Origin of the sequence: Rhodococcus koreensis (genome assembly GCF_017068375.1) — a bacterium.
In the GTDB taxonomy this organism is placed as follows: domain Bacteria; phylum Actinomycetota; class Actinomycetes; order Mycobacteriales; family Mycobacteriaceae; genus Rhodococcus_F; species Rhodococcus_F koreensis.
The window spans coordinates 359,176-383,866 of record NZ_CP070609.1; the positions used below are offsets into that span (position 1 = coordinate 359,176).

Below are 24,691 nucleotides of genomic sequence, written 5' to 3' on the forward strand. Positions count from 1 at the left end.
CGACGAAAGCAATTCTCGACAGGAGATTCTCGATGTCAGCACTACCCGCAGATCTGGTCTTCACGGGCGGATCGATTGCCACCCTGGACCCGGCGCGCCGCCGAGCCACGACGGTCGCCGTTACCGGGGGCCGGATATCGGCCGTCGGCCACGACGAGGTCCGGGAGCTGATCGGCGCCCGCACCGAGGTCGTCGACCTCACCGGCAGGCTCCTGCTGCCCGGATTCCAGGACGCGCACATCCATCCGGTGGTGGCGGGCCTCGAGTACGCCCGCTGCAACCTCACCGGCACCAGCGATGCCGGTTCCACCCTCGCTGCCGTCCGCAGCTATGCCGACGCACACCCGGAACTGCCGTGGATCGTGGGCGGCGGGTGGTCGATGGAGGCGTTCGACGGAGGCACACCCACTGCGCAATACCTCGACACCGTCGTGCGGGACCGGCCGGCGTTCCTGCCCAATCGCGACCACCACGGGGCGTGGGTGAACACGAAGGCCCTGACCATCGCCGGCATCACCCGGGAGACTCCCGATCCCGTCGGCGGGCGCATCGAACGCGACGCCGACGGCGAGCCGACCGGCATGCTCCAGGAGTCCGCGATGGAGCTGGTCGGCTGCCACACCCCGCAGCACACCCCCGACGATCGGCTCGAGGCATTGCTCCACGCCCAGCAGCATCTGCATTCGCTCGGCATCACCGCCTGGCAGGACGCGCTGCTCGGTGACACGTCCGGTATCTCCGATGTCTCGGACGCCTACCTGACCGCGGCCGGCGACGGGTCGCTCACCGCTCGGGTAGCGGGTGCCTTGTGGTGGGATCGCGATCGGGGCTCCGAGCAAATCCCCGACCTGCTCCAGCGACGGTCACGTCTCCGCGTCGGGAGGATGCGCGCCGACACCGTGAAGATCATGCTCGATGGTGTCGCCGAATCCCGCACCGCGGCGATGATCTCCCCGTATCTGGATGGATGCGGCTGCGCGACCACACATTCCGGCACCAGCTTCGTCGACCCGGAGAAACTGCGAGACTACGTCACCGAGCTCGACGCCCTCGGATTTCAGGTGCATTTCCACGCGCTCGGCGACCGAGCCGTACGGGACGCGCTCGACGCGGTCGAGGCCGCCCGGACTGCGAACGGATTCCGCGACACCCGCCCGCACCTCGCCCACCTGCAGGTCGTGGACCCCGAGGACATCCCCCGGTTCCGCGCGCTCGGTGTCACCGCCAACATGCAACCACTGTGGGCAGCCCACGAACCGCAGATGGACGAGCTCACCATCCCCTTCCTCGGGGACGAACGCACCCGGCGGCAGTATCCGTTCGGTTCCTTGTTGCGCTCGGGTGCGACGCTGGCGGCCGGCAGCGACTGGCCGGTCAGCAGTGCCGACCCGCTCCACGGGATCCACGTCGCGGTCAATCGCACACTGCCGGGCCTGAACGGGCAGGGACACCCCGTGTTCCTGCCGAAGCAACGGATCGACCTCACGTCCGCACTCACCGCCTACACCGCCGGGTCCGCGCACGTGAACCACCTCGACGACACGGGAAGCATCGAGGTGGGCAAGCTCGCCGATCTCGTGGTCCTCGACCGGGATCCGTTCACCGGACCCGCCGACATGATCGCGGAGACCCGGGCCGTCCTGACCTATGTGGGTGGCGACCGCGTCTACACGGCACCGGACGCCTGACGTCCCGCGGCAGGCGGCGATACCCTGTGGTCCGGATGCCGATCGGCGGCCCTCGTGGCGCCGATCGGCATCCGCGACCACACTGGAGTTGTCCCGCCGAAGTCAGGAGACAGTGATGGGCGACAACAAGCCGTTCGGCTTCGACCCCGACGATCTCGACCGCGTGATCCGTGAGGCCGGCGAGGAATTGCAGGGCGTCAAGGACCGGATCGTCAGGTTCCTGGAGCAGGCGGATTCCCAGATCCCGTGGACGGGCGTCTTCGCGGACTTCGCCCGGCCGCCGCGCGCCGCGTCGAAGCCGGAGACGACCGGGGAGACCGGCGACGGCGTGTGGGCGATCTACACCGTCGACGGCGAGGGCGTCGCCCGCGTCGAGCAGGTGTATGCCACCGAACTCGATGCCCTCCGCGCGCACAAGCACAACACCGATCCCCACCGTTCGGTGCGATTCCTCCCCTACGGCGTCACCGTCAGCGTCCTCGACCAGCAGGAGGAGCCGACGCCGCGGGAAACGGAGTGACTGCACGGACCTCGGCTTCGTTGGATCTCGGTCCGGCCCAACGCTGCCTCGGGAGGCAGGGACGAGCCGTGGAGTGGGTCGGTCAGGGTGTGACGATGGGAAAGCTCGGATCGAAGTCGTCGAGCACCGCAGCGAGCGCAGACAGAGCGCCGGCGTCGCCGTCCAGAGTCACCACTCCCGCCTGCTCGAGTTCGGTCGCGGACGACGGCTTCAGTAACACACCCGCGAGGGCCTTCTTCGGACTCGACACAGTCAGCTGGGTGCCGGCCGAATCAGTCGGGGGGTCAACCAGGTGTGGTGGTCGCCGCGCAATGCCCCGGGTCAGACACGCGGATCGCATCGCCGTCGTCGGTCGTTCCCTCGGTATCAGGAGCGCGAGCAGCGCGATGATCAGGCCGGCCACGGCTGTGGCCGAGTGCGCCGACCCTGATGGAATCGATACTCCTCGACATCGACGAGTCGGGGGGTGCGCCGTGTACGGAAGGAGGAACCGGGTCCTTTCGGATGGATCTGGGTTTGATGGCGGACACCGAACTGAACGCCCCAGCATCTTCTACGATGTATGGCCTGCTGACTATCCGTCGGGTCTCAGGGCACGGTCTGGAGGGTTCATGAGCATCCGAATATCGTCGAACACACCGGATGACGAACCGGGGAGCACGTTGTTGCCGGTTCGCGACAGAATCGACGAAGACCTACGAACCCACCCAGCGGTGAGGCTTGCGAGCGAAGCAGTCCCCGTGATGCACCGCACCACGGCCGGAGAGCGATTCGGACCGGTCCGGCTCATCGAACGCGACTCCGATGTCGCCGTCGTATTCGCCGCAGATACCACCCGTTGGGCGGTTCTTGTTCAGCCAGGCGGCGATTCACCGAAGGCATCCCTCATCCTCGGGGTACCCAATCCCCGCGTTGGATTCGGTCGCTCGTTTCGAGCTTCGTACTTGGAGCGGTTGACCGTCCATCAATCCGGCGACCCGTCGTCGCGAGGGAACCACCAGAGTTCGGATGGATGGCACTGGCCGGAATCGCTGCCGAAGGCGTGTCTCGGTTCGAAGTGAGGTCGTCGCTCGATACAGACACCGGAGGTGTCGGAGCCGACGGAGTCGTCCTTGCGGTGCTCCGCGCGCGGTGGAGAGAGAAGGTGGAGAGAGAAGGTGGAGAGAGAAACTGCACGTCGCCGTAACCTTGCCAGCGGCGAGACAGTCTCCGTCCATCATCCAAGCCTGCGGCCCGCGCGCCCGAGCTGACGAGCCCCTGCCGGGCGAGGCGTTATCGGGTAGGCGTCGGGCAAGACGGTGGGGGCCATTTGATCGACCCCTTGCGGAGCGGTACCTAACCATTTGTGTTGCGCCGCGCAGTGACATGGCGTTGCCCGAGATCTCGGCTCGGGGACTCTATGGTGGTCAGCACATGACTACCGCTGAAACCTTGTTGGCCGGCCCCCGTGGGCATCGGATGCTACTCGCGTACGCGAGGGACGCCGAACGAACTCTGCAACCCGAGTTCCGCAGTGACTTGTTCGATCACGCGGTTTCCCTGGCGGCGTATCACCTCGAGTCCGGTCGGGAAGGCGCACGCGTGTTGCACGGGCCCGGCGCTGACGAGGCTCGGCAGAACGTCCTCACTGCAGACGATGTGGCGCACCGCCTGTCCCAGGTTCCGCTTCCCGAGGTGACGGCGGTTGCACTCCGTTCGGCGCTCGCCGATGCGGTGGACGCGGCGCGCTACTGGCAGGACCCGGACGGTGAAGACATCCTCGTCGCCGCCGAGCCTGTGCGCCGTGAGCTTCGACGGGTCGCCGAGCACATCGCACGATCCCCGCATGCGCAGTGGTGGACAACGCCTGATGCGACCGATCAGTGGTTGGTGGGCTGGAGTGAGGACGGTACGGATTCCGTTGGGTCGACGACCGCAGAGCTGTTGCGTGACTATGGTGATCGGACTGCCGCGGAGGAAGTGCGAGCCGGACGCGATCGTCCGGCGGATCCGTCGGCGAACTGGTCCGGCTGGTGGTGGTCGACTCCACCTACACGGTGTTCGTCCCGGCGGCTGTTCGACGGGACCCCGGCCGGCTTGTGGTTCGTCGAGGACAGCATGGGATGGGAGCGCGCCATCGCGCGACGAGTGACCATCCCCGCCGGCGCTCGCGTGTACGAGGTCGACGGTGCACAGGCGTGGGCAGAACTCTGCAGACAGTTCCCCGTCGAGGTCACCGCGCAGAAACGCCACGATTGGTACCGCACCACCGGACGGTCAGGGCGATGGGTCATTCCTGACTGGTCGCGGCTCCCCGAACGGTACGAGGGCGTGCACCTCACCGTGGCGGGATACCTCGCCGCGGCGGGCACCGCGATCGCCGTCGATGCCGACACCGCGAGTGTCATCGCGGGATGGGCGCCCGACGACACCTACTGGCTCACCGACACCGTCAAACTCGACAGCGACGATTCCCAGACCTGGGTGTGCGACACCGTTGGGAGGCGTCCTTGCTGGGTCGAAGAAGCGCACCACTGAGGACTGCTGGGTTTTTTCAGAGCAGGCTTGTGAATTATTCATGCCCCTTGTGCCGCAAGCGGATCGATGATTGGTCATCCGCGCCGTGGTGGGTTGTCGTCATGATGAGGAAGTGGTCAGACATCGGCCGGCTTCTTCGACGGCGTTGGCGTCCTCGGGGAAGAACATCTGTATGTCCGGCCAGATAGTGCTCTGCCGGGCTGATTGATCCACACTGACGAGCGGTGCCCCGAGCACACTGTTTGCGTTTGCCGTCAGCGCTTGGCCCTCCGCTGGCGCCGGGCCGGCGCCTAATCCCCACACTCCGTGGGAGATCGAGCCGTCGCTTCTCCTGAACTCCATGGCGATCGCGTAGTAATTGTCGAACGGCACGGATCCCTTGCTGCGGGCCCAGGGGTCGTGGACAGCAACCGCGTCAATGGGCTCGATCGGGTCGGTAAGCGGCCTGCTTGCGATCAGGTCCGTCACGGTGGAGCCGACGCCAAGGCAATCCGCGTCAGGTGCTCGGCGAACGTCCGCGATAACGACGGCCGCCAGCCACGTAACCGCAGAAGCTGCGATCGCCGCGACCATCACCGCGCGCCATGACCAACCCGCCTGTCTGGCCATCTGTTCGCCTCCCCGAGCTCACGCCGTGATCTGACTGAGCGTAATCGCGTTCACCGTCCGGCCGCTTGTTCCGACACCTCACGGACTCTCTGTGGTTGTCCGCTGGCGGATCGCTCTCTGGGGCGGTTGGTAGATGACACGGAGATCGCACCGTCGCGGAATCTCGCAGATCAACTTGTCGATGGTCACTCCGAAGTGAGCCGGAACCGTCGCAGCAGTCCGTTTGCTGACGACGTGACCGTCATCGAGTCGTCGTTATGCCGGCTCTGCCATCACGCCGAAATGGCGCGCCGTCCCAGAAAGCCCCGGAAGCTCCTGCACGGGCGACCAGGTGCGCAGCCCGTCCGTGCTGTCGGAATAGAGATACTTTCCTTCGGTATAGGCGTCGAGATATATCCGCCAGGCGCCGTTCGGCAACTGAACCACAGCCGGGCCCTCCACCAGCGAGCCCCAATTTCCAGGCGGGACGAATGAGTAGGGTCCCGTCACCGACGACGCGACCGCATGCTCGACGAACTTCTTCGTCTCGTTCTTGGTAAACGCGTGATAGGTCGATCCCACCTTCACCACGGTGGTGTCGATGTGGTCCGCGCCGATCCCGGCGAGCGGAACAGGTGGGCTCCACAACCTGAGCGATGGTTCCAGCGCCGTCATCAGATACGGCACGAATCCTCCACCGGTCGACAGCGACAGGATGACGTTGACGCGGTCGCCGTCCACGAACCATTCGGGCGCCCAGGCTTTGGTGACGAATGGCGACAGCGACGGTCCGTCCTTGAACCCGGCCGACCCCGAGAAGCCCGGCGGGCTCGTAGAACCGGTGCCATCCCCCGTGCCTGGCATGAATGCGCAGCAAAACGGGACCGGATAGTTCCCCATAGGTGTCCAGTTGATGCGGTCACTACTGCGTGCGAAGCCGATACTCGCCCCGCCGCCCGTTGTATAGGTGACGTAATACAACCCGTCTGTGTTCCGGAAGATGCTCGGGTCACGCACAAGCCCTGACTGGGGCCGAAACGCCGACAGTCCGACGGGTTGGAACCCCGTGCCGTCCCCCGACTCGTATACATCCATGTCGCGGTCGCTTACGTTGCTGAACGCCACCATCGTGTATCGCCAGGCCGGCGGGGCGGCGCCGCTGTTCCCCGGGGTCGCGACCAGCAGGCCCGCGACAGCGAGCATCACCATCGATATGGCCGAAAAACAGGTCCGTTTGGTCAGCATCACCGGTGCAGTATCCATGACTGCAGGCGCACCATGCGTAACTTTGGCCGCAGGCGCAGCGGACGGTTCGGTTACGCTGATGTCGGCCGCGCGTGCCGCCGACATGGCCCAGCCACGGATCCTTCGACCTCCATCCCAAGCGACAACGTCATACGTTGAGAGGAACCGTCGTGACCATTGCGATCGTCGTGTGATCGCAGGTGTACGGCTCGACGGGGTGGGAGCTGCTGATGCTGCCGGCGTCGTTGATGGTCGGACTGATCGTGGTCGCGGCGGGCCTGCTCATGGCGGCGGCGAGTCGCCGGAAAGACGCTCGCTCCGAACCGGGAGAACAGCAAGTCGCCTGAGTGATCGGGCCGCTCAGTCCTCCAACTCGAGCGGCAGCTCCGCGGTGACCCGCCAACTCCCGTCGGTCTGCCGTCCCGCCTCGAGCGTGCCGTGCAAGACGGCGACGCGCTCCCGCATCCCGAGCAGTCCGTTGCCCGATCCGAGCGAGAACTGCCCGGACGAGTTGCCGTTGTCGGTGATCTCGACGAGGACGTCCGTCTCGCGGCGCCGCACCCGAACCTTGGCGCGGGGGCGTTCTCCGGCGTGCCGGAGGACGTTGGTCAGCGATTCCTGAACCAGCCGGTGGACGCCGAGGCTGACCGCCGGGCTGATGTCGTCCAACTCCCCCGTCAGTTCGAGTTCCACGGGCAGGCCGGCGCTGCGCATCATGTCGACCACCCGGGCGAGACCGGCCGTGCCGTGCTGGGGCATGTCGTCGGTCGCCGGTTCGGTGCGGAGCAGCGACACGGTGCGCCGCAGTTCCGCCAGCGCCTCCCGCCCGGTGCTCGCGATGTTGGTCAGTGCCTGCTTCGCGATGTCGGGGTTGCTCTTCAGGGCGTAGGACGCACCGTCGGCCTGCACGATCATCACGCTCACCGCGTGTGCGACCACGTCGTGCAGTTCCCGGGCGATCCGGGTGCGCTCGGCGGCCACCGCGTCCTCGGCGCGTCGATCCCGGTCGTAGTCGGCGACGACGAGGCGAGCCGCGACCTCTTCGTCGTAGGCGCGACGGGCGCCGAGGAATTCCGCGGTGATCCAGGACAGCGCGAACACAAGCACCGAGTACAGTCCGGCTGCCAGCAGTTCCTGCTCCAGCAACCAGATCGACAGTACGGAGTCGACGACCAGGCCCACCGCGTAGACCGCTGCGGTGCGGCGGTCTACGTAGGCGACGAGCGTGTAGAGGGCGACGGCGAGCGCCAGCAGGCCGGGGTGCTCGGCGTCGAGGTCGCCGATGGAATAGCTGATGAAGGTGATCGTGATCGACATCACCAGCACGGCGCCTGCCGCCGCCCGCGGATACCTGCGGCGCCATGCGATCGGCAGGCACAGCAGGAAACCCATGACCAGCTGCACCCATGGCGACCGGTCGCCCGACGCGGTGAACACGAACACCTCGAGGGTGAACAGGATCGCCGCCAACATCGAGTCCGCGACCGTCGGCTTGCCCCGCAGCCACAGACTGAACCTCCTCATGTGCTCAGCGTAAGTACCTCTCGGCGCGTGTGGTTGAGTCGGCACCATGAATGTGGGTGACTGGGCGCTTCTTCTCACCGCCGCGACGGCCGCCGGGTGGGTGGACGCCGTCGTCGGCGGTGGCGGGCTGATCCTCATTCCCGCCCTGTTTCTCGTCGCACCCCAGCTGACGCCGCAGGCGGCATTGGCCACCAACAAGCTGACCGCGTTCACCGGCACGTCCGCCGCCGTCGTCACGTTCGCGCGCCGCATCCCCATGAACTGGCGGCTGCTGGTTCCCGCCGGTCTGCTCGCGGCGGTGACGTCCGCGCTCGGCGCCGCGACGGTGTCGCGTATCGACAAGGACGTCTTCATCCCGCTCATCATGGCGGTGCTCGTCGGGGTCGCCGTGTTCGTGACCATCCGTCCGCAACTCGGGACCACGCTGGCGAAGGATCCGCCGACCCGGCGGAAGGTCGTCGCCGTCGTCCTGCTCTCCGCCGGGCTCCTCGGTTTCTACGACGGCCTGTTCGGGCCGGGCACCGGAACCTTCCTCATCATCAGCTTCGCCACGTTCCTCGGCACGGAATTCGTGCGCAGCGCAGCGATGGCGAAGGTGATCAATCTCGGATCGAATCTCGGAGCGCTGGTGTTCTTCGCCGCCACCGGCCACGTGCTGTGGGCGCTCGGCCTGAGCATGGCGGTCTGCAACGTGATCGGCGCGATCATCGGTTCGCGGATGGCGCTGAGCAAGGGTGCCGGTTTCGTCCGGATCACGCTGCTGATCGTGGTGATCGCAATGGTGATCCGGTTGGGTTGGCAGCAATTCGGGTGATCGACCGACTACGGTGGTCCAGGTGACGGCTCCACGACAGGTTGATCCGGAATTCCTTGCCCTTCCGCTGCGTTCGCTGGCGGACGCAGCGCTCGCTGCCGCCCGTGCGGCGGGTGCGTCGCACGCCGACCTTCGGGTACACCGACTGACCAGCCAGTCCCTGCGGCTCCGCGACGGCGAGGTGCAGTCGGCGGTGGACACGGACGAACTCGGGTTCGCGGTACGGGTCGTCGTCGACGGCACGTGGGGTTTCGCCTCGCATGCCGAGCTGACCCCCGCGACCGCCGCCGCCACCGCGCAACAGGCCGTCGCCGTCGCCCGGGCGCTGCGCGGGCTGAACCGGGAACACGTCGAGCTCGCGGACGAGCCGGTGTACTCGGACGTGCATTGGGTGTCCGACTACGACGTCGACCCGTTCAAAATCCCCGCGTCGGAGAAGATCTCGCTGCTGGGTGAATACTCCCGCCGGCTGCTCGCCTCCGACGGGGTCGACCACGCCACCGCGGGATGCCTGCAGGTGAAGGAGCAGACGTTCTACGCCGATCTCGCCGGGTCCTCCATCGTGCAGCAGCGGGTGCGGTTGCATCCGCAACTCGAAGCGACCACCGTCGACCAGTCGGCCGGCGTGTTCGAGACGATGCGCACCCTCGCTCCCCCCGTCGGCCGCGGATGGGAATACGTCGCCGGAGACGGAGTGTGGAACTGGACCGACGAACTCGCCCGCATCCCGGACCTGCTCGCCGAGAAGGTGAAGGCCCCCAGCGTGGTCGCCGGCCCCACCGATCTGGTGATCGACCCGACCAACCTGTGGTTGACGATCCACGAGTCCATCGGGCACGCCACCGAGTACGACCGGGCCATCGGCTACGAGGCCGCCTACGCGGGCACGTCGTTCGCCACGCCCGACAAGCTCGGCACGCTGCGCTACGGGACACCGATCATGCGGGTGACCGCCGACCGGACCGAGCGGCACGGCCTCGCCACGGTCGGGTACGACGACGACGGCGTCGAGACGCAGTCGTGGGACCTGGTCGCCGACGGGGTTCTCGTCGGCTACCAACTCGACCGGGCGTTCGCGCCCCGGCTCGGGCTGGAGCGGTCGAACGGCTGCTCGTACGCCGACTCGCCGCACCACGTCCCGATCCAGCGGATGGCGAACGTGTCGTTGCAGCCCGACCCCGACACCGACCGCAGCACCGAGGACCTGATCTCCGGGGTGGAGGACGGCATCTACGTCGTCGGCGACAAGTCCTGGTCGATCGACATGCAGCGCTACAACTTTCAGTTCACCGGCCAGCGGTTCTACCGCATCCGCGGCGGGAAGCTCGACGGGCAACTCCGCGACGTCGCCTATCAGGCGACCACCACCGACTTCTGGGGTTCGATGGACGCCGTCGGCGGCCGGTCCACCTGGCAGCTGGGCGGCGCATTCAACTGCGGCAAGGCGCAGCCCGGTCAGGTCGCGGCCGTCAGCCACGGCTGCCCGTCGGCACGCTTCCGCGGCGTCAACGTACTGAACACCCGGACGGAAGGCGGCCGATGATCGCACCGCAGCAACTCGTCGAGCAGGTCCTCGCCCGGGCCACCGTGGACGAAACCATCGTGATCGTCACCGATGCCAGCGAGGCGTCGCTGCGGTGGGCGGGCAACTCGATGACCACCAACGGCGTGTCCACCTCGCGTAGATGGACGGTCATTTCCATCGTCCGCTCCGGGCAGGACGCCAGGGTCGGGATCGTCACCTCCGCGTCCGTCGACGTCGCCGACATCGACGGAGTGGTCCGATCCGCCGAAATCTCTGCCCGCGCAGCCACACCCGCGTCCGACGCGATGCCGCTGCTCACCGGAACCGGCACCGACGAGCGCTGGGAGGATTCGGCGCAGCGCACCGAGATCGGCGCGTTCGAACAACTCGCCCAGGACCTGAGCATGGGCTTCGACGGCGACGATCAGCTCTACGGTTTCGCGCATCATCAGCTGCACACCACGTGGCTGGGCACGTCGACGGGAATCCGGCGCCGATTCGTCCAGCCGACCGGGTCGGTCGAGATCAACGGCAAGCGCGGCGACGCCAGCGCCTGGGTGGGCACCAGCACCAAGGACTTCACCGACGTGGCCGGAGTGAAGTTGCTCGAGGACCTGTCGACGCGCCTGGACTGGGCCGGCAACCGCGTGGAGTTGCCCGCGGGCCGGTACGAGACGATCCTGCCGCCGTCCGCGGTCGCGGACCTCATGATCTACCTCATGTGGACCATGGAGGGCAGGGCCGCCGAAGAGGGGCATTCGGCCCTGTCGGCGCCCGGGGGCACCCGCATCGGGGAGAAACTCAGTGCACTCCCCCTCACCCTCTATTCCGATCCCGTCGCGCTCGGCCTGGAGTACGCGCCGTTCGTGATCGCCGGGTCGTCGTCCGAGTCGGTGTCCGTCTTCGACAACGGGATGGACGCGGGCCGGGTCGACTGGATCCGTGACGGCACCGTCGGTGCGCTCGCGTACCCGCGGTCGACGGCGGAGGAGTTCGGCGCCGAGGCGACCGTGCCCGGCGACAACCTGATCCTCGACGCCGGCGGTTCGGTGTCGCTCGACCAGATGGTGGCCGAGACCGAACGCGGGTTGCTGCTGACCACCCTCTGGTACATCCGGGAGGTCGACCCCGCCACGCTGCTGCTCACGGGATTGACGCGGGACGGCGTCTACCTCGTCGAGAACGGAAAGGTCACGGGCGCCGTGAACAACTTCCGGTTCAACGAGAGCCCTCTCGACCTGCTGCGGAGGGTCACGCAGGCCGGCGCCACCGAGCGGACCCTGCCCCGTGAGTGGAAGGACTGGTTCACCCGGACCGCGATGCCGTCGGTGCGGGTGCCGGACTTCCACATGTCTTCGGTCAGCAAGGCGCTCTGAGGGCGCGATTTCTATGCGGACGCTCGTCTAGGTGACAGGCCGTGAGCTTTCCGTTATAAATGCTGCAGACATCACGCATATGAGATTTCTCACTCCAGAGACGTTTCGCCGCGGATGTCATATTCAGGTCTCCAGAGAACGGGACCGAAACTCCCCGCATCGCCGCGTGGCCGACGCATGCGCCGAGTCTGCCCCTTGCACGCCCGAAAAGGAGGTTTCATGCACTCCGATACCCGCATCCGCGAAGCACTCCACGGCCACACCAAGGTCACGAGACGGTTCGCGCTCGCCGACGTGGCACTGACGACGTTCGTCTGCCTCGCCTGCGCCACCGGCATAGGCATCATCACCGGTTCAGTTCTCGCCGCCGCGACGGGGGGACTGATCGTCGTCCTCGCCACGGCGCTGATGGTGGCGGCGGTATGACCGCGCCGAGCATTCAGCGACGTACCACAATCCAGGAGATCCCCGTGTCGAACGACGTCCTCGAGGCTGCACCGCCTGCACATTCGATTCCGCACCGCCACCCCGACGGGCGCGAGGTCCTCGCCACCGCGAAGGGCATCCTCATCGCCACCCGCGGATACGGCGACGCCGAGGCGTTCGAGGAATTGCTCGACGTCTCCCGCCATCACCACGTCAGCGTGTTGCGGGCAGCGAAGTCGCTGGTGGAATTGGCGACTCGGCGACAGCCGTGCCCGTCCGTGACGACGCCGGCACCGCTGTACGCACTCGAGTTCACGGAATGGACGACGCTGCTGGCGCGATGACGTCGCCCCGGTCCGCCCGGGTGAGACGCTGGTAGCCCCGATGTGTGAGCCATTCGAGCGGCCCACGATCGAATCGCCGCAACCACAGGCGCGACACGACGATCAGGGTCGCCGAGACGGCGCCGAACAGTGCGAGCGTCGCTGGAACCACGGTGGTGCCGTCCAATCTGGCCGCGAGGCCGAATCCCCAGCCGTAGCAGACGATCGAGCACAGAATATTCTGCAGCACATAGCAACTGAGCGCGGTGCGGCCGACGCCCGAGAGTGCCTGGCCGGGCGCGCCGGGTGCGCGACCGTCGGCGTAGCGGTGCGCGATCGCCGCGAGTAACCCCAACGCCACGATCGGCGCGGTCCCGTACCTGCCGAGGATCAGACCCGCGTCGCCACCGAACAGTCCGAGCGCGAGGTCGAGCGGAAGGGCGATCGCCAGGCCGGCGATCATGAGGCCGCGCCGCAGCGCGCCACGGTCCGGGTCGAGGACGCGCGCACCGTAGAGGTGCGCGCCGACGAGGAACAACGCGATCGACAGCGGCAGGATGAACAGCACCTCGAGCCGGAACAGCAACAGATTGTCGGCGCGGAAGACAACGAAGTCCCAGAAACTGCCGTCCGCATAGGGATTCGGCGACAGCGACTGCGGATCCCGCGCGGGCGCCGAGGACAGGGCCGAGACGGCGAGGGCGAGCATTGCCGCGTGGACGGCCACCGCGCACACTATCCACGTTCGCTGCGCGCGGATGCCCGTGGTCAGGATGAAGGCGACGATCAGTCCGGTGAGGGCATACCCGGTCAGGACGTCGAATTCGGTGAACAGCAGGAAGTGCAGTGCTCCGTCGAGCATCAGCAGCGCTGCGCGCCAAGGGTATTCGCCCGGCCACCGTTGACCGCGCCGCTGGGCGGACCGCTGCTGGATGACCAGTCCGATGCCGAACATGACCGGTGAGCAGGCCGAGGAACTTGCCCTGCGCGAATTGCTGCAGCACCGCCTGCACCGGAGCCCATCCGCCGGTGGCCTTTCCGGTGCCGTTGATGTATCCGACGAGTCCCTCGACGTTGGTGAAGATCCAGATGTTGGTGGCGAGCGTGCCCAGGATCGCCGCGCCGCGCATGACGTCGAGCGCAGCGTAGCGGTGGGAACTCGATGGTTGCGATGTCATCCGTTCAGCCCCTCCAGTACTTGTTAGTACGGTCGTGCCAACAAATTCTGATGCTAACACGACCGTGCTAACATGACCGGGTGCCGAAGCTCATCGACCACGACCGACGGCAGCAGGACATCGCCGAGGCTCTGTGGCGGGTGATCCAACGCGACGGCATCGGCGCCGTGTCCGTCCGCGACGTGGCCGCCGAGGCCGGCATATCCAGCGGATCGCTGCGGCACGTGTTCGCCAGCAAGGCCGAACTTCTCGCCTATTCGATGCGTCTGGTAGCCACGCGGGTCCGCGAACGGGCACAGGCCCACACCTCGATCGCCGACCCGTGGCAGCGTGCCCTCGCCGTGTTGGACGAGGTGCTCCCCCTCGACGATCGCCGGCGCTGCGAGATGGAAGTGAATCTGGCACTCGTCGCCGAGAGCCCCGCCCATCCCCTGCTGAAGGACATCGCCCTCGGCGCCCAGCGACAACTACGGGATGCGTGCGCCGCGATCCTGACCGGTCTCGCACGGCACGGTCTCGTCGCGCCGGACATCGACGTCGACGCCGAGGCGATGCGCCTGCACGCACTCGTCGACGGCGCCGCGATGCACGTCCTGCTCGGCGACACCGACACCCCCGACTCGGCGCACCGCATGATCGACGAGCACCTCCGCACCCTCGCCTGAGCGGTTCGTGCCTCGCGGGTTGTCAGTTGCTGTAGACCCGATCGACCCGGACGAATACGATCGCCCGGCCCTGCTCGGCCATCACACGGTCGTATTCGTCCCAGTCCTCGTGCGTGCCTCCGGCAGCGACGAATACCTCCCGACGCAGAAGCCGCAATCTCTCGTCGTCGAGCCACGGCTGGGGGTCGTCGGGACCGGCTATCTCGGCGGTTCCCTCGACGGTCGCCCACTGCCACCCATCCCGGAAGGTGGTGGCGACCTGAGGGCGAGACCTCAGGTTGTTCAGCTTCACCCTTCCATAGGTCACGAATCCCAGAACCGGTTCGCCTGTGGCCGGGTGCTCGAGCAGGCCGACGTTGACCATCGAGGCCTGAATGGTTCCGTTCGCGCGAAGAGTGGCGACCACCGCCAGGCCGTTGTCATCCCGTGCCAGAGCAACAGCGTCCTCGAGAGTCGTCATCCACCGAGACTACTGCGGTGCCGGCCCTGATCGATCGTCATTGCCTGCAGTTCGCATCTACGGCACAACGTCATTGCGTGGAACGCGCCGAGGAGACGGGTCAGTGTGGGGTTCCGCCCGCGGCCAGGTAGGTGTCGATGGCCTGTTGCAGGCGGTCCAGGGCCGCGCCGTAGGCGGTGAAGTCGCCGGTGCGTTGCGCCTCGCGCAGGTTGGCCAGGGCGGCGTTGAGTTCGAGGACCGCCGCGGTCAGCTGGTCCGATGACGCCGGCGGCGGGGCGGGCGGGGCGCCCGGTGGAGGCGGCGCCGGCGGTTGCCCATCGATAGGTGGAGGTGTGGTGGCGTCGCCGCCGGGTGCGGTGGCGACGGCGCCGGTGCCGGTGCCGAAGACCTGGTCGAGGGCCTCGGCGAGAGTGGGGGCGTATCCGATACGCACCCCGCCGGTGCCGGGTTCGCGGTAGCTGACCAGGACCCGGGCCAGCTGCGGGAACGTGGAACCGTTGGGCGTGCTGGTCAAGCGTTCGGTGAACACCGGTTCGACGTAGAGGATGCCGCCGTCGGCGATCGGCAGGGTCAGCAGATTGGCATAGTAGATCCGGTTTGACCGCTCGAGCAGGGTGCGCTCGGAGGCGACGCGGGTGTCGGAGATCATCGAGTTCTGGGTCTGCCGCGGGCCCTGGGTCTGGGTGTCCGTCGGCAACCGCAGAATGTCGATCTTGCCGTAGTTTTCGGGGTCGGAGTGCACCGAGAGGTAGGCGGAGAGAAATTCCCGGTTGAAGCCGACCATGGCGCTGGTGAGCCGGAAGGACGGGGCCGCGGTGCCGGCGTCGCCGACCAGGACGTAGTACGGCGGCTGCTCGCCACCGGTGTCGGCGGTCGGATCGCTGGGCACCGACCAGAATGCATTGGTGGTGAAGAACTCCCGCGGATCATCGACGTGGTACTTCGCCAGCAGGTCCCGCTGCAGGCGGAACAGATCCTCGGGGTAGCGGAAGTGCGCGCGCAGCTCGGTCGGGATCGCCTTCGGCGGCTGCACGGTGCCGGGGAACACGCTCATCCACGCCCGCAGGACCGGGTCGTTCTCGTCGACCTGGTAGAGGGTGACGGTGCCGTCGTAGGCGTCGACGGTGGCCTTCACCGAGTTCCGCACATAGGACACCTGCTCGGGGGACAGGGTGCGGCCGGTGTCGGTGACCACCGGCTCGGCGAGTGAGCCAACCTGCGAATACGGGTAGTGTGCGGCAGTGGTGTAGCCGTCGACGATCCACACGATCCGGCCGCCGACCACCGCTGGATACGGGTTGGTATCGGTGGTCAGCCACGGGGCGACGTGCTCGACTCGGGTGGCCGGGTCCCGGTTGAAGATGATCTTCGACTCGGGCCCGATGGCGCCGGAGAACAGGATGTTGCGTTCGGCGTACCGGGCGGCGAACGCCAACCGGTTGACCCAGCTTCCCACCGGCACCCCACCGGTGCCGGTGTAGGTGTACTGGGCGGTGTCGGTGTCGTACTCGCGCGGCGGCGCGCCCTCGGGTCCGCCGACGATGGCGTAGTCCGGGTCCGCCTGCGCGATCACCTCACCGAAGTAGATGCGCGGTTGCTCGACCGGGATCACCTGCCCGCCGCCGGCCTGCGAGGCGATGTCGCTGACCGCGTAGATCGGGTACCCGCTGTCACTGCTCGCGCTCTGCCCGGCAGCGTCGCGGACGGCGGCGTTGACCCTGTTGGCGGGGGCGGCGACGAACCCGTTGCCGTGGGTGTAGACGGTGTGCCGGTTGATCCACTGGGTCTGGTTGCCGCTGAGACTGTTCGGGGAGAGCTCGCGGGCGGCGACGATGTAGTCGGCGAGTCGCCCGTCGATGATGTAGCGGTCGATGTCGAGGTGCTCGGGGAAGCCGTAGAAGTTCTTCAGCTGTTGCTGCTGGGTGAAGGTGCGCGAGAGCACGGTCGGGTCGAGCAGGCGGGCGTTGGCGATGGTGGTGACGTCGGCCGGAATGTCCCGGGGCGGCCGGGTGCCGACCCCGGGATAGTCGAGGTAGTCGACTCGGTCCGGGCCGATTCCATAGGCCTGCCGGGTCGCGGCGATGTTGCGTTCGATGTAGGGGCTCTCCCGGTCGGCGGCGTTCGGTCGGACCGAGAACTGCTCGATCAGCGCCGGATAGATTCCACCGACCACGATCGCCGAGAGCACCAGCAGTACCGTGGCCATCGCCGGGATCCGCAGGTCCCGCACCGCGATCGCGGCGAAGAACGCCGCCGCGCACAGTACTGCGATCGCGACCATGATCAGCCGGGCCGGCAGCACCGCGTTGATGTCGGTGTATCCGGCCCCGGTGAAGGTGGGCTCCTTCCGGCCGCTCCACAACAAGGAGTACCGGTCGAGCCAGTAGGAGGCCGCCTTCAACGCGATGAACGTGCCCGCGAGCACCGCGAGCTGGATGCGCGCCGGCCGGGACACCTCGATGAGGTGGTCCTTGCTCGGTGCCAGCCGGATGCCGCCGAACAGGTAGTGGGTTCCCAGTCCGATCAGCAACGCCAGGAACACCGCGACGAACAGCCACGTCAGGATCAGCCGATAGAACGGCAGGTCGAAGATGTAGAAGCCGATGTCGTACCCGAACTCCGCGTCCACAGTGCCGAAGCCGCCGCCGTGCAAGAACAGTTGCACCGTCCCCCAACTCGCCTGCGCGTGCAGCCCGAACGGCAGCGCCAGCAGCACCGCGATCCCCACCGTGAACGACCGCGGGCGGCGCAGTACCACCGTCCGGTACCGCTCGAGCGGATCCTTCGCCGCGTCCGCGGCAGTGGCCGCGAACAGTGGGCGGGATCGGTACGCCCACACCGTGGACGCGAAGATCACCGCACCCACCAGCAGCGTCACTGCCGTGAACAGGATCAGCCGCGTGACCAGGACCGTCCCCCAGACGCGGCGGTAGCCGACCTCACCGAACCACAGCCAATCGGTATACCCCACGACCAGACGCGGCCCGATCACCAGCAAAGCAACGAGCGCCACCGTCACCATGATCGTGACCCGGGCCCGACGCGGCAGCGCCCACATCCGGTCGGACGGTTGCATGGCCACCTCCCACGGGTCGGCTCACGAGCAGCCCCGCCGGACCACCCCGCCCGATGCAGCGAAGGCGTCCGTATCACCCCATTCTAGGCGGTGCCGGATCGGGCGCAGTGAACCCGCGAGTGGAACGAGTGCTGCCGGGTGGGGTGGCGTGGCGCGTCGCCGGTGCCTCCGCGGCAAGCTGCCCAAGGAGCTCGTCCGCAAACTCCTCGAGGGCCTGTCGACGACCGCATCGCGACACGACATGACCGACCGCTTTCACAATCTGGAACGAACGATCTGGAACGACCACGAACGCCGCTGCCACCTGAAGGACGAACGCGGGAAGTCTATTCACACCCACCGATCCGGGCAACGACATCGCAGCCCGAATCATCAAGACACACAATTAACTTGACGATGACCCCGTCGGTGACAGGCCGAGCCGATGCTGTGATGAACACCGATCGCAGCATGTCAGCGCACCCCGCTTGAGTCGTGGCGTACGGGGTACCCAGCCGGCACGGGGACATCCGCCCGCAACCGCTGTGCCCCTGACGAGGAGGTGCGCACAATGATCAACTTGTACTACCTACTGACCGTGGCGCTCTACATCATTTCGGCGATCTGGCAGGGCAATCTCGGACACTGGTGACCGAGATACCGGGGCAGGCCGGGCATTGATCGCGTCTGCCCCCGTCTGCGGGTGCCCGACACAGGAGTACATGCCGTCGGTCAGCCATCGTCCAGTGCCTTCGAGGTGACGACCTGGACCAGGTCGTCGAGAGCGGCGAGCGCGGCGTCGCCGTCGCGGTCGACGAGCCACCGCAGCACCAGCCCGTCGAGCGCCGCCAACGCGAAGCGCGCGACCTGCTCGACGGGCGTGCCCCAGGCGACACCGGCCCGGTGAGCGCACAGATCGAGGAACGCGATAGCTTCGGCATCCATGGTGCGGTACTGGTGGCTCGCGACCGCCCCGGCGGAGTCGTGGCCGGCGCCGCGGCGCCGCAGGGCCCTCGCGGTGATCTCGTAGGTCAGCAACTGGTGGTCGGGGGTGGCCTCGATGACCGGCCACAGGCCGCCGATCCCGGCAGAGAGGAGTTCCCGAAGACCGGGAATGCCCGGCAGTTCAACGGCCCCCGTCAGCCGGCCGAATGCCGCCCGCATCGACTCGCTGACCTGCAGGATCAGGTTCTCCCCCATCTCGGTCAGGAGTTCTTCCTTGTCCTCGAAGTGGTAGTGCGCCACCCCGAGCGACACACCGGCCGCGTCGGCCAGGCGGCGGATGGTCAGCGCGGCGACACCCTGGTGAGCGGCGATCGCCAGCCCCGCCTCGATGAGCTGTCCGCGGCGAACATCTGCGGGAAGCGTCTGCGACATCACCAGATCGTATGCGCCCGAGCCCCACCGGGAGACGCATCGGACCACACAAGGGCTACCGGTCGTCGGCCGTGACGGCGAGTCCTATGGTGCCGGTCTTTCCTCGGCGCAGGAGGCTGCCTTTCATCGTGAGCCAGCCGAGGATGCCGTACTTGCGGGCGATCACGTCCCGGGTGTGATCGGTGTCCGCGGCGTCGAGGATGACGGCGCGGGCCGGTACCTCGGGGCCCTTCGGCTTGCCGCGCGCATCGCACGCGGCCACCGTCACCTCCGGATTGCGGCGGATGCGTTTGACCTTGTAGGAGTCGGTGACCGTCCACATCAGCAGACGGTCACCGTCGGCGGCGGCCCATAGTGGCGTCGCCACCGGGGTGCCGTCTTTCCGAAACGTGGTGAGCAGGACATACTTCGCGGACGACACCCGATCGAATTCTGTGGTCACCCGGCCCATGCTAGCCCCGATGCCGGTCAGTCCCCTTCGAGTTCGCCTTCGGTTTCGAGGTACACCTGCCGCAGGCCGTCGAGGGTCTGCTGCTCGGGGTGCTCCCACATGTCCCGCTCGGCCGCCTCCAGGAGTCGTTCGGCGATGCCGTGCAGGGCCCACGGGTTGGACTGTTCCATGAACTTGCGGTTCTGCTCGTCCAGCACGTACGACTCGGCGAGTTTCTCGTACATCCAGTCGGCGACGACGTTGGTGGTGGCGTCGTATCCGAACAGGTAGTCGACGGTCGCCGCCATCTCGAACGCGCCTTTGTAGCCGTGGCGGCGCATCGCCTCGAGCCACCGCGGGTTCACGACCCGGGCCCGGAAGACGCGGGACGTCTCCTCCGACAGGGTCCGGGTGCGCACCGACTCGGGCCGGGTGCTGTCGCCGATGTACGCCTCGGGGGACTTCCCGGTGAGCGCCCGCACGGTCGCGACCATCCCGCCGTGGTACTGGAAGTAGTCGTCGGCGTCCGCGATGTCGTGTTCGCGGGTGTCGGTGTTCTTGGCCGCCACAGTGATTCGCCGGTACGCCGTCCGCATGTCGTCGGCGGCGGGTGCGCCGTCGAGTCCGCGGCCGTACGCGAACCCACCCCACGTGGTGTACACGTCGGCGAGGTCGGCGTCGCCGCGCCAACTCTTGGAGTCGATCAGCTGGAGCAGTCCGGCCCCGTAGGTGCCCGGCTTGGACCCGAAGATGCGGGTGGTCGCGCGACGTTCGTCGCCGTGCTCGGCGAGATCCGCCTGCGCATGGGCGCGCACGAAGTTGCTCTCGGCCGGTTCGTCCAGTGCGGCGACGAGCCGGACGGCGTCGTCGAGCAACGCCAGGACGTGCGGGAACGCGTCTCGGAAGAAGCCGCTGATCCGGACGGTGACGTCGATGCGCGGACGGCCCAGTTCCTCGAGGTCGATCACCTCGAGGTTCACCACGCGCCGGCTCGCCTCGTCCCACACCGGGCGCACGCCGAGGAGCGCGAACACCTCGGCGATGTCGTCGCCGGACGTGCGCATCGCGGACGTGCCCCACACGGACAGCCCCACCGACCGCGGCCATTCGCCGTGATCGGACTTGTAGCGGTCCAGCAACGATTCGGCCATCGCCTGACCGGTCTCCCAGGCGAGCCGCGACGGCACGGCCTTCGGGTCGACGGAGTAGAAGTTCCGGCCCGTCGGGAGCACGTTGATCAGCCCACGCAGCGGCGACCCGCTCGGCCCGGCGGCGATGAAACCGCCGTCGAGCGCGTGCAACACCTGGGCGATCTCGTTGTCCGTCTCCCGCAGCCGGGGCACCACCTCGGTGGCCGCGAACCGCAGGATCTTCGCGACCGTGGCGTCGTCGGTGAGGGTGTCGGCGGCGTCCGGGTTCCAGTCGGCGTTGTGCATGCCCTGCACCAGCCCGTGCGCCTGCTGCTCGATCTCGTCCACACGGGTGCGGGATTCGTCGCCGTCCTCGCTGAGGCCGAGAGCCTCACGGAGTCCGGGGACGTTCTGCTCGCCGCCCCACATCTGCCGGGCGCGCAGCATGGCGAGCACCAGTTCGACCTCGGCGTCGTCTCGGGGCGCCGCACCGAGCACGTGGAGCCCGTCCCGGATCTGGACGTCCTTGATCTCGCACAGCCAGCCGTCGACGTGCAGCAGCATGTCGTCGAACACGTCCTCGTCGGGACGTTCCTCGAGTCCGAGGTCGTGGTCCATCTTGGCGGCACGCATCAGCGTCCAGATCTGCTGGCGAATGGCGGGCAGCTTCGACGGGTCGAGTGCGGAGATGTTCGAGTGCTCGTCGAGGAGTTGCTCGAGCCGCGAGATGTCGCCGTAACTCTCGGCGCGGGCCATCGGCGGGATCAGGTGATCGACGAGGGTCGCGTGGGCGCGGCGCTTGGCCTGCGTGCCCTCCCCCGGGTCGTTGACGAGGAACGGGTAGATCAGGGGCAGGTCGCCGAGCGCGGCGTCGGTGCCGCACGAGGCGGACATGCCGAGTGTCTTGCCGGGCAGCCACTCGAGGTTTCCGTGCTTGCCGAGATGGACGACGGCGTCGGCGCCGAAACCGCCGGCCGCGGCGTCCGCCGCGATCCACCGGTACGCGGCGAGGTAGTGGTGGCTCGGCGGCAGGTCCGGGTCGTGGTAGATCGCGACCGGCTTCTCCCCGAATCCGCGGGGCGGCTGCACCATCAGGACGAGGTTTCCGAACTGCATTGCGGCGATGACGATTTCGCCGGCGGGATCCTGCGATCGGTCGACGTACAGTTCGCCGGGCGCGGGTCCCCAGTGTTCCTCGACGCCCTCGCGCAGTTCCGCGGGCAGCGCCGAGAACCACTCGCGGTAGCGGGCGGCGGAGATCCGGATCGGGTTCCCCTCCAGCTGCTCCGCGGTCAGCCAGTCCGGGTCCTGGCCGCCTGCGGCGATGAGGGCATGGATCAGCGCATCGCCGTCCTGGGCCGCGAGGCCGGGCACGGAGTCCGGCCCGTCCGCGGGGCCCAGGTCGTAGCCGGCGGCCCGCATCTCGGTGAGCAACCTGATCGCGCTGGCCGGGGTGTCGAGACCGACGGCGTTGCCGATGCGGGCGTGCTTCGTCGGGTACGCCGACAGCATCAGGGCGATCCGGCGTTCGGGTGCGGGGATGTGCCGGAGCCGGGCGTGCCGGACGGCGATGCCCGCCACCCGGGAGGCGCGCTCGGCGTCGGGAACGTAGGTGGACAGGCCGTCGGCGTCGATCTCCTTGAACGAGAACGGCACCGTGATCAGTCGGCCGTCGAACTCGGGGACCGCGACCTGGGTGGCCACGTCGAGGGGGGACAGTCCGTCGTCGTTGGACTCCCACGACTCCCGGCTGCTGGTCAGGCAGAGCCCCTGCAGGATCGGCACGTCCAGCGCGGCCAGCGCGGCGACGTCCCATGCCTCGTCGTCGCCGCCGGCCGACGCGCCCGCCGGCTTGGTGCCGCCGGCGGCGAGCACGGTGACCACCATCGCGTCCGCTCGGCGCAGCGTCGTCAGCAACTCCGGTTCGGCGGTGCGCAGCGACGCGCAGAAGATCGGCAGCGGAGTGCCGCCCGCCGCGTCGACGGCCTCGCACAGGGCCTCGATGTAGCGGGTGTTCCCGGCCAGGTGCTGGGCGCGGTAGTAGAGAACGGCGATCGTGGGGCGGTCCGCGTCGGCGTCGGGGGCGAACGGCGCGACACCCCAGCTCGGCAGGTGGACCGGCGCCTCGAAACCGTGACCGGTCAGCAGCACGGTGTCCGACAGGAAGTGGTGCAGTTGGGCGAGGTTGTCGGCGCCGCCCTCGGCGAGATAGTTGTGCGCCTCCGCCGAGACACCGGCCGCGACCGTCGAGCACTCCATCAACTCGGCGTCCGGGGCGTGCTCGCCGCCGAGGACCACCACGGGCAGTCCGCTGGCCAGGACCGCGTCGAGTCCCTCTTCCCATGCCCGCTTGCCGCCGAGGATGCGCACCACGACCAGGTCGGCGCCGTCGAGCAGTCCCGGCAGATCCTCCTCGACCAGCAGCCGTGCCGGGTTGGCCCAGCGGTAGTCCGCCCCGCTGGCGCGTGCGCTGAGCAGGTCGGTGTCGGAGGTGGAGAGCAGCAGGATCACGTGTGGAGCCTTCCTGGGGGTGTCGCGCCCCGTGGCGGTGGTTCTGTGCGGAACCGGAGGTCGGAGGACGGCAGGCGAGGGTCTGGCTCGCCCACCGGTTTCGGCGAGCTCACAGTGGCGCGACCGCACCGGATTCGCACCGGCTTCCTCTCCTGCTGTCGCAAGTGCTGGTGATGCTACCCGGGGCCGGACGTAACCTGGGACCATGGTCGACTACCGCTCCCGCCCCGATGCATGCCCCGGCGCGCTGCAGGTCCATCAGGCGGCCGACGGTGCGCTCGCCCGGGTGCGCCTCCCCGGCGGTGTGCTGACCTCCGCCCAGCTGCAGACACTCGCGGAATCGGCGCGCGACCTCGGCAACGGCGAGATCGAATTGACGTCCCGCGGCAATGCACAACTGCGGGCGGTCCGCGATCCGCTGGAGTTCGCCGGGCGCCTCGCCGACGCGGGCCTGCTGCCCTCGGAAACGCACGAGCGGGTCCGGAACATTCTCGTCTCGCCGCTGACCGGCCGGATCGGGGGTCTGACGGACCTGCGCGATCTGATCGGTGTACTGGACCGGACGTTGTGCGCCGACCCCACGTTGGCGGACCTGCCCGGCCGCACCCTGTTCACCCTCGACGACGGCCGGGGCGACGTCTCGGCGCTCGGCGGCGATTTCGGGGTCCACGCTGTCGGTGGGTCGGAGGTCGCGCTGATCCTCGCCGGTCGCGACAGCGGCGTCCGGATCCCGACAGCGGACGCGGTGTCGATGCTCGTCGATGCCGCCCGCGTCTTCCTGGAGCTGCGCGAACGGCACTGGCGGCTGTCCGAGATCGCCGACGGGGTCGAACGGACGCTGTCGGCACTGACGCTGGCACCGACCGCCGACCCGCTTGGCGGGTTCGACGAGCACCGGCCGCCGATCGGGTGGCTCGACCAGCCGGACGGCAACGTGACCCTCGGCGGCGGTCTCGCATTCGGGGTCCTCGACGCCCGGCTGGCGGAATTCCTCGCCGCGGTCGAGAAGCCGGTAGTCGTCACGCCGTGGAAAACGGTGCTGCTGTGCGATCTGGACGAGTGGTCCGCCGAGCAGGTGGTCCGGGTCCTCGCCCCGATAGGCCTGATCTTCGACGAGAACTCGCCGTGGCTGAAGGTCAGCGCCTGCACCGGGCAACCCGGGTGCGAGAAGGCGCTAGCCGATGTGCGGACCGATGCGCGGGACGCCGTCGCGAGCGGCGAACTCCCGGTGGAGGGCCGACAGCACTGGTCGGGCTGCGAGCGGTGCTGCGGCCGCCCCAAGGGCGAGGTCGCCGACGTCGTCGCCACCAAGACGGGTTACCGGGTGGAGGAGCGGTGA

General features: G+C 68.0%; 20 protein-coding genes, 1 pseudogene and 1 riboswitch. Of the genes and pseudogenes, 11 read left to right on the plus strand and 10 right to left on the minus strand.

Going from position 1 to position 24,691, the window contains the following annotated elements; genetic code table 11:
- Positions 1-32 precede the first annotated feature (32 nt).
- On the plus strand, positions 33-1,688 hold the full coding sequence (locus JWS14_RS01425) for an amidohydrolase (RefSeq protein WP_206012316.1): 1,656 nt from the start codon (positions 33-35) through the stop codon (positions 1,686-1,688).
- Between the two features lie 115 nt (positions 1,689-1,803).
- Positions 1,804-2,208 (plus strand): hypothetical protein, encoded by a 405-nt coding sequence (locus JWS14_RS01430; protein ID WP_072946185.1) that lies wholly within the window; start codon positions 1,804-1,806, stop codon positions 2,206-2,208.
- Positions 2,209-2,290: 82 nt separating this feature from the next.
- On the opposite strand, the gene JWS14_RS51435 is transcribed toward JWS14_RS01430, so the two are convergent.
- Positions 2,291-2,758, minus strand: a complete 468-nt coding sequence (locus tag JWS14_RS51435) for an alkyl sulfatase C-terminal domain-containing protein (protein WP_206012317.1) — start codon at positions 2,756-2,758, stop codon at positions 2,291-2,293.
- Between the two features lie 863 nt (positions 2,759-3,621).
- Between JWS14_RS51435 and JWS14_RS01440 the strand changes: the two genes are divergently transcribed.
- On the plus strand, positions 3,622-4,725 hold the full coding sequence (locus JWS14_RS01440) for a hypothetical protein (RefSeq protein ID WP_241031214.1): 1,104 nt from the start codon (positions 3,622-3,624) through the stop codon (positions 4,723-4,725).
- A gap of 99 nt (positions 4,726-4,824) precedes the next feature.
- Here JWS14_RS01440 and JWS14_RS01445 read toward each other — a convergent pair whose 3' ends face one another.
- Both JWS14_RS01445 and JWS14_RS01450 read right to left on the minus strand, forming a co-directional pair.
- A complete protein-coding gene (locus tag JWS14_RS01445; protein WP_072950524.1) occupies positions 4,825-5,334 on the minus strand; it encodes a hypothetical protein in 510 nt (169 codons plus the stop codon).
- A 255-nt stretch (positions 5,335-5,589) separates the two neighbouring features.
- Entirely contained in the window at positions 5,590-6,576 is a 987-nt protein-coding gene (locus tag JWS14_RS01450) for a glycoside hydrolase family 43 protein (protein ID WP_095864339.1), read from the minus strand.
- Between the two features lie 182 nt (positions 6,577-6,758).
- Between JWS14_RS01450 and JWS14_RS01455 the strand changes: the two genes are divergently transcribed.
- Entirely contained in the window at positions 6,759-6,905 is a 147-nt protein-coding gene (locus JWS14_RS01455) for a hypothetical protein (RefSeq protein WP_167372229.1), read from the plus strand.
- Positions 6,906-6,918: 13 nt separating this feature from the next.
- On the opposite strand, the gene JWS14_RS01460 is transcribed toward JWS14_RS01455, so the two are convergent.
- On the minus strand, positions 6,919-8,082 hold the full coding sequence (locus tag JWS14_RS01460; RefSeq protein ID WP_072950530.1) for a sensor histidine kinase: 1,164 nt from the start codon (positions 8,080-8,082) through the stop codon (positions 6,919-6,921).
- A 46-nt stretch (positions 8,083-8,128) separates the two neighbouring features.
- Between JWS14_RS01460 and JWS14_RS01465 the strand changes: the two genes are divergently transcribed.
- From JWS14_RS01465 to JWS14_RS01485, 5 genes are all read left to right on the plus strand, one after another.
- Positions 8,129-8,896, plus strand: a complete 768-nt coding sequence (locus tag JWS14_RS01465) for a TSUP family transporter (protein WP_072950533.1) — start codon at positions 8,129-8,131, stop codon at positions 8,894-8,896.
- Positions 8,897-8,918: 22 nt separating this feature from the next.
- A complete protein-coding gene (locus tag JWS14_RS01470) occupies positions 8,919-10,439 on the plus strand; it encodes a TldD/PmbA family protein (protein ID WP_206012318.1) in 1,521 nt (506 codons plus the stop codon).
- Positions 10,436-11,797: a metallopeptidase TldD-related protein gene (locus JWS14_RS01475; protein WP_206012319.1), complete on the plus strand. Its 1,362-nt coding sequence runs from the start codon at positions 10,436-10,438 to the stop codon at positions 11,795-11,797. The genes JWS14_RS01470 and JWS14_RS01475 overlap by 4 nt, the downstream gene beginning before the upstream one ends.
- A gap of 219 nt (positions 11,798-12,016) precedes the next feature.
- A complete protein-coding gene (locus JWS14_RS01480) occupies positions 12,017-12,223 on the plus strand; it encodes a hypothetical protein (protein ID WP_206012320.1) in 207 nt (68 codons plus the stop codon).
- Positions 12,220-12,567, plus strand: coding sequence for an ANTAR domain-containing protein (locus JWS14_RS01485; RefSeq protein ID WP_072950541.1), 348 nt, complete (start codon positions 12,220-12,222; stop codon positions 12,565-12,567). Before JWS14_RS01480 ends, JWS14_RS01485 begins: the two co-directional genes overlap by 4 nt.
- Here the strand turns inward: JWS14_RS01485 and JWS14_RS01490 are convergent.
- Positions 12,536-13,724, minus strand: a pseudogene (locus JWS14_RS01490) (DUF418 domain-containing protein). The gene JWS14_RS01485 and the pseudogene JWS14_RS01490 sit on opposite strands and share 32 nt — an antisense overlap.
- An 80-nt stretch (positions 13,725-13,804) precedes the next feature.
- Here JWS14_RS01490 and JWS14_RS01495 point away from each other — a divergent pair.
- A complete protein-coding gene (locus JWS14_RS01495; protein WP_072950547.1) occupies positions 13,805-14,389 on the plus strand; it encodes a TetR/AcrR family transcriptional regulator in 585 nt (194 codons plus the stop codon).
- Positions 14,390-14,411: 22 nt separating this feature from the next.
- Here JWS14_RS01495 and JWS14_RS01500 read toward each other — a convergent pair whose 3' ends face one another.
- The 5 genes from JWS14_RS01500 to JWS14_RS01520 form a co-directional block, all read right to left on the minus strand.
- Positions 14,412-14,849, minus strand: a complete 438-nt coding sequence (locus JWS14_RS01500) for a TIGR03618 family F420-dependent PPOX class oxidoreductase (protein WP_206012321.1) — start codon at positions 14,847-14,849, stop codon at positions 14,412-14,414.
- A gap of 100 nt (positions 14,850-14,949) precedes the next feature.
- The gene (locus JWS14_RS01505) at positions 14,950-17,925 is read right to left on the minus strand and encodes a UPF0182 family protein (protein WP_206012322.1); all 2,976 of its coding nucleotides are present in this window, start codon (positions 17,923-17,925) and stop codon (positions 14,950-14,952) included.
- 711 nt (positions 17,926-18,636) lie between these two features.
- Complete coding sequence (locus JWS14_RS01510) at positions 18,637-19,281, minus strand: TetR/AcrR family transcriptional regulator (RefSeq protein ID WP_206012323.1); 645 nt, start codon at positions 19,279-19,281, stop codon at positions 18,637-18,639.
- Between the two features lie 55 nt (positions 19,282-19,336).
- Entirely contained in the window at positions 19,337-19,732 is a 396-nt protein-coding gene (locus JWS14_RS01515) for a PPOX class F420-dependent oxidoreductase (protein ID WP_087557467.1), read from the minus strand.
- A 17-nt stretch (positions 19,733-19,749) separates the two neighbouring features.
- Entirely contained in the window at positions 19,750-23,352 is a 3,603-nt protein-coding gene (locus JWS14_RS01520) for a cobaltochelatase subunit CobN (protein ID WP_206012324.1), read from the minus strand.
- A 56-nt stretch (positions 23,353-23,408) separates the two neighbouring features.
- A riboswitch (cobalamin riboswitch) is annotated at positions 23,409-23,551 on the minus strand.
- A 6-nt stretch (positions 23,552-23,557) separates the two neighbouring features.
- Here JWS14_RS01520 and cobG point away from each other — a divergent pair.
- A complete protein-coding gene (gene cobG / locus JWS14_RS01525) occupies positions 23,558-24,691 on the plus strand; it encodes a precorrin-3B synthase (RefSeq protein ID WP_206012325.1) in 1,134 nt (377 codons plus the stop codon).